Below are 7,632 nucleotides of genomic sequence, written 5' to 3'. Positions count from 1 at the left end.
GCCGGTCAAACCACATCCGAACCCAGGGAAAGGCCACCGGTTGAAGGTGTTCTACCCCTTGTGTTCTTTCATTGGAGACTATCATGGCTGGTTGGGGAGCCGCCGAAGAACAGACAAAAAAGCAGACAAGATCGGCAGCGACACCGGTAACCTTCGCCGGCACAGTCGGCTTGTTTGCACCGGCCATTGCAGCGCCGCGCAGCACCGCCGTCCTGTTTCTGAGCCCCTGGGGCTTCGAGGAGATGTGCATCCGCAAATTCTGGCGGATCCTCGCGGAAGATCTCGCCGACCTCGGCATATCAAGCCTGCGTTTCGACTATGCCGGCACCGGCGATGCGCTTGATGCTACCGATGAAGGCGAAGGCCTGATGTTGTGGCAGGAAACCGCGCTGGCCGCCGCCGCAAAGCTGAAGGCGCTTTCCGGCTGCGAACGCCTTATCCTCGTCAGCCAGGGTCTTGGCGGCACCATCGCCGCTGCGCTCGCCGAGCGCCTTCCCAGCGTCGGCGGCATCGCCTTTCTTGCCCCTGTCGTCTCCGGCCGGTCCTACCTGCGCGAACTGGCCGTCTGGTCCAAGATGATCGATGAAGGCATGGGGCTGCCCGAAGCGCAGCGCCAGACAGAGGGCGTCACCGTCGCCAGCCTGCGCATGCCCGACAGCGCCGCCGATGCGGTCAGGAAACTGAACCTGATGACGCTCGACCGGCTCGCCGTGCCGAACTGCCTTGTGCTGGCACGGCCCGGCCGGCCGGGAGATGCAGATTTCGCGCGCCATCTCGAGACGCTTGGCCTTAGTGTTGAGCAGTCCGCCTATGACGGCTATGACGATCTCGTCTCGAACCCCACCATCGCCGTCATGCCCGCCGCAGCCGGCCGAAAAATCGTCGCCTGGGTGCAGTCGATCGCCACCCAGCCCGGCACGGCCACCTCGGCGGGGCTCGCCGTGCCCGTTGCGGAATCTCTCATCGGCGAAGGCTTTCATGAAACGCCGCTGCGTTTCGGCGCCGGAAACCGCTTGTTCGGCATACTCTGCGAACCCGAAGGTGCCCGCACGGGCGCAACCGCACTGCTCCTGACGACGGCCTATGACAGGCATGCCGGCTGGGGCCGGATGTCGGTCAGCATGGCGCGCGCGCTTGCCCGCGACGGCATTGCGTCGCTGCGTTTCGACACGGCCAATGTCGGCGACAGTCCGCCGCTTTCCGGCGCCCCGGAACAGGTACTCTATTCCCGCGAACAGCATCGCGATGTCGCGGAAGCGCTCGACCTTCTGGAAAGGCGCGATCTGCTGCCGGCCTACGTTGTGGGACGCTGCAGCGGCGGCTATCTCGCCTTCCAGGCCGCCATATGCGATGCACGCTGCGGCGGCCTCATCACCGTCAACCCCTACAGCTTCCATTGGGACGAGAACCGATCGGTCGATGATGCCCTGCGCTTCGCACCCCGGTCTTTGGAAACCTACGGCCGGAAACTCGTGCAGATGGAGACATTGAGACGGCTCTTCGGCGGCCAGATCGATGCGAAAAGCGCCATATGCAACATGGCGACCGGACTCGGCCGCCGCGCGCTGCGGGCAAGCCGGCGGCTGCTTGGCGCATTTCCCATCTTTGCCGCCGCACAGGGACCTGTTCTCGGCGGCTTCCGCACCCTCGCCAGGCGCGGCGTCGACATGTCGCTGATCTACAGCGCCCATGACATCGGCCTCGATCACCTGCATGACCAGTTCGGCGAGAACGGCGCCGGCCTGAAGCACTTTCCGGACATACGCCTTACGATCATTCCCGAAGCCGACCACAACCTGACTCCGCCCTATGCGCGCAAGGTCTATCTGAGGGAGGTGAGGGAGATGGGCCTAAGGCTCGCCAACCGATGACGCCTGGACTGGAAAACCGCCGGAAATGTTCGCCATATCCGATACTTGCTGTATAGTCGGTCCATGAGGCTCCTGATCGTCGAAGACAACCGCGAACTGGCGTCCTGGCTCGGCAAGGCGCTGCGTCAGGCGCAATACGTCGTCGATATCGCGTATGACGGCGAAGATGCCGAGCATATGCTGAAAGTCGCGGCCTACGCCGTCGTCATCCTCGATCTGTCGCTGCCGAAAATGGACGGACTGACGCTGCTGAAGCGGCTGCGCCAAAGCGGCAACAAGGTGCCGGTCATCATCCTGACGGCCAATGCCAGCCTCGACGGCCGTGTCGCCGGCCTCGACAGCGGCGCCGACGACTATCTGGCAAAACCCTTCGAAATCGCCGAGCTCGAGGCCCGCATACGCGCGGCCGTCCGTCGCGGTCACGATCGTGCAGCCCCCGAGATCGCTGTCGGCGACCTGGTGTTCGACGGCGGGACGCGACAGTTCTTTCTCGCCGGCGAATCCCTGGCTTTGACGCCGCGCGAACATGCCGTGCTCGAACATCTGATCATGAAAGCGGGTACCACCGTCACCAAGGCGACGCTGTCGGAAAGCGTCTTCGGCTTCGACGATCTCGCCGACACCAGCGCCATAGAGATTTATGTGCATCGCGTGCGCAAGAAGCTCGAAGGCAGCACCGTGCAGATCGCGACGCTGCGCGGCCTGGGTTACCTGCTTCGCCATGCGCAATGACGAGACTTCACCAGCTCAGGGGGGCATGAGCCGCGCCGCCGGCGCGGTGACGACGAGCCTTCGCGCGCAACTATTCGCCTGGGTCGTCCTGACGTTGATCGGAGCGATCTGCGTCAACCTCTATCTGAGCTTCCGTTCGGCGGACGCGACGGCCAATCTCGTCACCGACCGCACCTTGCTCGCTTCGGCACGCGTGATCGCGGAGGCCGTGCGAGCCGATGCCAGCGGCAGCGTACAGATCGATATCCCGCCTGCCGCATTGGAAATGTTCGATACCGGCTATGGGGACCGCGTCTTCTACCAGATCGTGACCGCTTGGGGAAATCTCGTCGCCGGCTTCCCCGATCTGCCTCGGCCGAAGCGCGACATGATCGGCGAGGACAGGACGTTCCGGACCGACCGCGTCCGCGTGCTGATGCTCAGCCATCCGGTTGTCGGCCTCGATCAGGACGGCACGATTTCCGTCGTCGTTGCCGTCACCCACAATAGCCAATATGCAATGCGCCGCAGACTGTGGCTGTCGGACTTCACCAAGCAGCTCGCGCTTGTGCTGCTTGCCGGCCTGGTGACCATTTTCGGCCTGCAGCGCGGTCTTGCTCCCGTGCTGCGGCTGCGGGACGCGGTGCGCGAGCGTGGCCGCCAGCGCCTCGATCCTTTGGACCCCCACATGGTGCAGAACGAGCTTCGGCCGCTCGTCCATGCCCTCAACGACCATATGGAGCGCGTGCAGAACCAGATGGCGGCGCAACGCCGCTTTGTCTCCAACGCCGCCCATCAGCTGCGGACGCCGCTTGCGCTGATTTCCACGCAGGCAAGCGTCGCGGCTCGAGAAACGGACAATGGCCGTCGTGACGAGGCACTCACGGCATTGCGCTCCAGCACGCGGCAGGTAACGCGGCTTGCGAGCCAGCTCCTGACGCTTTCGCGCGCCGAACCCGGCAGCCGCCGGCCGCGCAACGACACGATCGAGCTCGCGGAAACCGCCCGGCGGGTGCTGGAAACGCTCGCCGAAGAGGCCCTGCGCCGCAATATCGATCTCGGACTGGAGGCCGACGAGACACCGGTGCATATCGAGGGCGACGGCACGATGCTGCGCGAGATGCTGGTCAACCTCGTCGACAACGCACTCCGCTATACGCAGGCGGGCGGTCGCGTCACGGTCGGTATCGGCCGGGAAGGCGATACGGCTCTCCTATGGGTTGAAGACAACGGGCCGGGCATTCCCGAGGCGGAGCGTGCGCAGGTGTTCGAACGCTTCTATCGCATCATGGGCACGGAGCCGGAAGGCAGCGGCCTCGGCCTCGCCATCGTCCGCGAAGTGGTCGACGGCGCCGGCGGCTCGGTCACGCTTGGCGATGCGGCCGGCGGCGGGCTGCTGGTCCGCGTACGGCTGCCGGCTGCCTGAGAGCCGTTGTTCACCATCCGCCCTCGTGGTTCGAGGCTTCGGCCTTATGGCCTGCGCGCCTCACCATGGGCAATTTTCCGGCATTATGGAGCAAGTGCCACAAAGCATCGACGTGTCCCTTGAAATTGTCACGGCGACAACAAGCGAATTGACTGCTTGGTTAATCAGCGGCTGTCTGGGAGCAAATGAACGGAGACCTTAATCTTGGTACAGATTTTCCAGGTAGACGCCTTCACGCGGCGGCGCTTTGGCGGCAATCCGGCTGCCGTGATGATTCTCGAAAGCTTCCTCGATGATGCGCGTCTGCAGGACATCGCCGCCGAGAATAATCTCGCAGAGACCGCATTCCTGGTTCGTGATGGCGCCGACTATCGTTTGCGTTGGTTCACGCCGACCGTTGAGGTGCCTTTATGCGGCCATGCCACGCTCGCAAGCGCTGCCGTGGTTCTTGAGCGGCTTGAGCCGGGTCGGGAGGTCGTAACCTTCCATTCCGCAAGCGGCCCGCTCGTCGTTTCCCGTTCGGGGGACAGCTACGTCATGGACTTTCCGGCTCGGCCCATGCTTGCCACTTCCACGCCCGAGGCGCTAATCGCCGCGATCGGGCAGAACCCGACCGAGACTTTGGTCGATCAGCATAACTATCTCGCGGTCCTGGAAACTGCCGAACAGGTTCGGAAACTGGCCCCGGATCTCGGGGTAGTCACCCTACTTGACCGGGCTGGCGTGATTGTCACCGCACCCGGCGACGATGGCTATGACTGCGTCAGCCGCTATTTCGCCCCCGCCAAAGGCATTCCTGAAGATCCGGTCACGGGCGGAGCGCATTGCGCGCTCACGCCCTATTGGGCGAGCCGGCTCGGCAAAACCAGCCTACGCGCATTCCAGGCCTCCGCGCGTGGTGGTGAGCTACGTTGCCGTACTTTCGGCGAGCGCGTCGAGCTTGAGGGTTCTTGCGTCTTCTACCTCGAAGGCCAGGCAGAAATCTGATGCTGCCATCCGGACCGCTAGTGTTTTCAGCAGCGCCGACATAGTTGCGGCATTATGGGGCAAGTGCCCCGGTAGCATCAGCCCTTCGCTTGGATCTTGTGGCAACTGCTCCATAATATTGCAATTTTCTGCGCAAGACCGCGCGCACTCCATCCTCACCCTGAGGCGCGAAGCCTCGAAGGGCGAGGATGACTGCTGTCTTCTGACCCAATAAAAAAGGCCGGGCAAGATGCCCGGCCCTGGCCTTGGGAGGGACCAGAAAACCAACGCTTAATGCGTGTCGAGGCTCTGCTGCGGACGCCAGCGGGTGATGCGGTTTTCGATGAGCGTCATCACATATTCGGCGCCGAGCGTCACCACCATCACCAGGATGATCGCGGCATAGAGGCCGGCTGCATCATAGGTACCCTTGGCGATCGAGATGAGGTAGCCGATACCGGCAAGCGATCCGACGAATTCGCCGACGATGGCGCCGATGATGGCGAAGGAGAAGGAGATGTGCAGGCTTGCAAAAATCCAGCTCATCGCCGACGGCAGAATGACGTTGCGCGTCACCTGCCAGTTGGAGGCGCCAAGGATGCGGGCATTGGCGATCATGTTGCGGTCGGCTTCGCGAACGCCCTGAAAGGCATTGGCGAACACGACGAAGAACACCATGATGAAGGCGAGCGCCACCTTGGACGGCAGGCCAAGGCCCATGATCATCACGAAGATCGGCGCCAAAACGACGCGCGGAATCGAGTTGATCGCCTTGATGTAGATCGACAGGATATCGGAGGCGAGCTTGTTGCGGCCAAGGGCGACGCCGACGAGAACGCCGGTGACCGAGCCGATGACGAAACCGATCAGCGCCTCTTCCATGGTGACGCCGAGATGATACCAGAGGGGGCCGCTCTCGGTGCCTTCGGTAATCCAATCCCAGAGTCGCAGCGCAATGCCGTAGGGGCTCGAATAGAAGAACGGATCGATCCAGTGCAGGTCGGAAGTAACCTGCCAGAGGCCGAGAATGGCGAGCAGAATGCCGATCTGCCAGCCCGTGACGACATACTTGCGACGAGCGAGCGCCTTCAGCGCTGCGGCTTCGATCTCCGCATCCGAGGTACCGGCGCGGAAGATCGGGGCATTGCCTGCTTCGAGAGCTGTGTTTGCCATGATCAATCCTCCCTTATGCCGCTTCCGCGGCACGGCGATAGCTGGTTTCGACCTCTTCACGCAGGTCGTCCCAGATCGTCTTGCAATAATCGATGAAGTTCTGCTCGTAGCGGATCTCCGAGACGACGCGCGGGCGCGGCAGGTCGATCGTGTAGACCGATTTGACCGTCGCCGGGCCGGCCGTCAGCACATAGACCTTGTCGGCAAGCGCCACGGCTTCTTCGAGATCGTGCGTCACGAAGACCACCGAAGCCTGGCGTTCGGCCCAGAGCTTCAGCAGCTCCTCATGCATGACCGTGCGGGTCTGCACGTCGAGCGCCGAGAAGGGCTCGTCCATCAGCAGGATTTCCGGCTCGTTGATGAAGGTCTGCGCCAGCGAAACGCGCTTGCGCATGCCGCCCGACAGCTGGTGCGGATAGTGATGCAGGAACTTCGAAAGGCCGACGCGGGCGAGCCAGTCCTTGGCCATCTTCTCGGCCTCGGCCTTCGACTTGCCACGGAAAAGCGGGCCTGCCATGACGTTTTCGATGACGTTCTTCCAAGGGAAGAGTGCGTCCGTCTGGAAGGCGAAGCCGACGCGCGGGTCGATGCCATTGACCGGGCCGCCCATCAGGCGGACTTCGCCGGCACTCGGCTTGGCAAGGCCGGTAACGAGATTGAGCGTCGTCGACTTGCCGCAGCCCGTCGGGCCGACAACGGCGACGAATTCGCCACGCTCGACGGTCATGTTGAAATCGCGCAGTGCGGTCAGCGACTTGCCGGTCGGCGATACGAAACGGCGGCTGACATTGATGAGCTCGATCGCCGGCATGCGGCGTTCATCCTGTTGCATGGTGCTGATCCTGACGCGTGCCTTCGGGGCATGCACGCAAAGCCCGGTGAACTGCAAACTCTCTTGAACTGCCGCTTCCGGCACTGCCCGGAAGCGGCACTAAGACTGCTACTTGACGTTCTTCACGAATTCCGTCGTGTAGGTCTTCGACAGGTCGATCGTCTTGCCCTTCACGTTCTTGGAGAACTGCGAGAGTACGGCGAGAACCGTTTTCGGACCATCTTCCGGCATCACGCCATCGGCCGTGAACATTTCCTTGCCGGCGTCGAGAGCCTTGATGTAGCCCTCCTTGTCGCCGACGTAGAAATCCTTCGGCATCTTGTCGGCGATCTCGGCACCCGAATGGGTATTGATGAAGCGCAGCGTCTTGACGAAAGCGTTCGCGAGCTTCTGCACTTCTTCCTTATGCGCGTCGACCCATGCGGCATCCATATAGAGCGAAGCCGCCGGATAGGTACCTCCGAGCGCCTCCTCGGTGCCCTTGAGCGTGCGCAGGTCGACGAGAATCTTGGCCTCGCCCGTCTTCAGCAGGCGCGAGATCGTCGGCTCGGTGGTCATGCCCACCTGGATGGCATCCTGCTGCATGGCCGCAATGAAGGTCTGGCCGGCGCCGACCGGAACTGGCGTGATGTCGGCCGGAGAGAGGCCTGCCT

At 62.9% G+C, this 7,632-nt stretch carries 7 protein-coding genes; 4 read left to right on the top strand and 3 right to left on the bottom strand.

The window, feature by feature from the left end; all coding sequences use genetic code 11:
- Nucleotides 1-83 precede the first annotated feature (83 nt).
- From Q4Q11_RS30010 to Q4Q11_RS29995, 4 genes are all read left to right on the top strand, one after another.
- Nucleotides 84-1,871, top strand: a complete 1,788-nt coding sequence (locus tag Q4Q11_RS30010; RefSeq protein WP_112504701.1) for an alpha/beta hydrolase family protein — start codon at nt 84-86, stop codon at nt 1,869-1,871.
- 63 nt (nt 1,872-1,934) lie between these two features.
- The gene (locus Q4Q11_RS30005; protein WP_112504703.1) at nt 1,935-2,603 is read left to right on the top strand and encodes a response regulator; all 669 of its coding nucleotides are present in this window, start codon (nt 1,935-1,937) and stop codon (nt 2,601-2,603) included.
- Between the two features lie 25 nt (nt 2,604-2,628).
- Nucleotides 2,629-4,008, top strand: coding sequence for a sensor histidine kinase (locus Q4Q11_RS30000; protein ID WP_498571751.1), 1,380 nt, complete (start codon nt 2,629-2,631; stop codon nt 4,006-4,008).
- Between the two features lie 204 nt (nt 4,009-4,212).
- Nucleotides 4,213-4,995 (top strand): PhzF family phenazine biosynthesis protein, encoded by a 783-nt coding sequence (locus Q4Q11_RS29995; RefSeq protein WP_498571750.1) that lies wholly within the window; start codon nt 4,213-4,215, stop codon nt 4,993-4,995.
- A gap of 270 nt (nt 4,996-5,265) precedes the next feature.
- Here Q4Q11_RS29995 and Q4Q11_RS29990 read toward each other — a convergent pair whose 3' ends face one another.
- The 3 genes from Q4Q11_RS29990 to Q4Q11_RS29980 all read right to left on the bottom strand — a co-directional run.
- Nucleotides 5,266-6,147, bottom strand: a complete 882-nt coding sequence (locus Q4Q11_RS29990; RefSeq protein ID WP_112504709.1) for an ABC transporter permease — start codon at nt 6,145-6,147, stop codon at nt 5,266-5,268.
- A 13-nt stretch (nt 6,148-6,160) separates the two neighbouring features.
- The gene (locus tag Q4Q11_RS29985; RefSeq protein WP_112505336.1) at nt 6,161-6,979 is read right to left on the bottom strand and encodes an ABC transporter ATP-binding protein; all 819 of its coding nucleotides are present in this window, start codon (nt 6,977-6,979) and stop codon (nt 6,161-6,163) included.
- A gap of 108 nt (nt 6,980-7,087) precedes the next feature.
- Nucleotides 7,088-7,632, bottom strand: a 545-nt coding sequence (locus Q4Q11_RS29980; RefSeq protein ID WP_498571749.1) for a type 2 periplasmic-binding domain-containing protein, incomplete at its 5' end; no start/stop codon positions are given.

The organism is Rhizobium sp. UFLA01-1127 (genome assembly GCF_059803845.1).
Note: the sequence above shows the minus strand (reverse complement) of the source record. Positions and strands in the feature narration are given on the sequence as shown.

Excerpts from the sequence above, each read along its gene's own strand:
- Q4Q11_RS30010 (WP_112504701.1), top strand. The coding sequence starts at position 84 with ATGGCTGGTTGGGGAGCCGCCGAAGAACAGACAAAAAAGCAGACAAGA.
- Q4Q11_RS30005 (WP_112504703.1), top strand. The coding sequence starts at position 1,935 with ATGAGGCTCCTGATCGTCGAAGACAACCGCGAACTGGCGTCCTGGCTC.
- Q4Q11_RS30000 (WP_498571751.1), top strand. The coding sequence starts at position 2,629 with ATGAGCCGCGCCGCCGGCGCGGTGACGACGAGCCTTCGCGCGCAACTA.
- Q4Q11_RS29990 (WP_112504709.1), bottom strand. The coding sequence starts at position 6,147 with ATGGCAAACACAGCTCTCGAAGCAGGCAATGCCCCGATCTTCCGCGCC.
- Q4Q11_RS29985 (WP_112505336.1), bottom strand. The coding sequence starts at position 6,979 with ATGCAACAGGATGAACGCCGCATGCCGGCGATCGAGCTCATCAATGTC.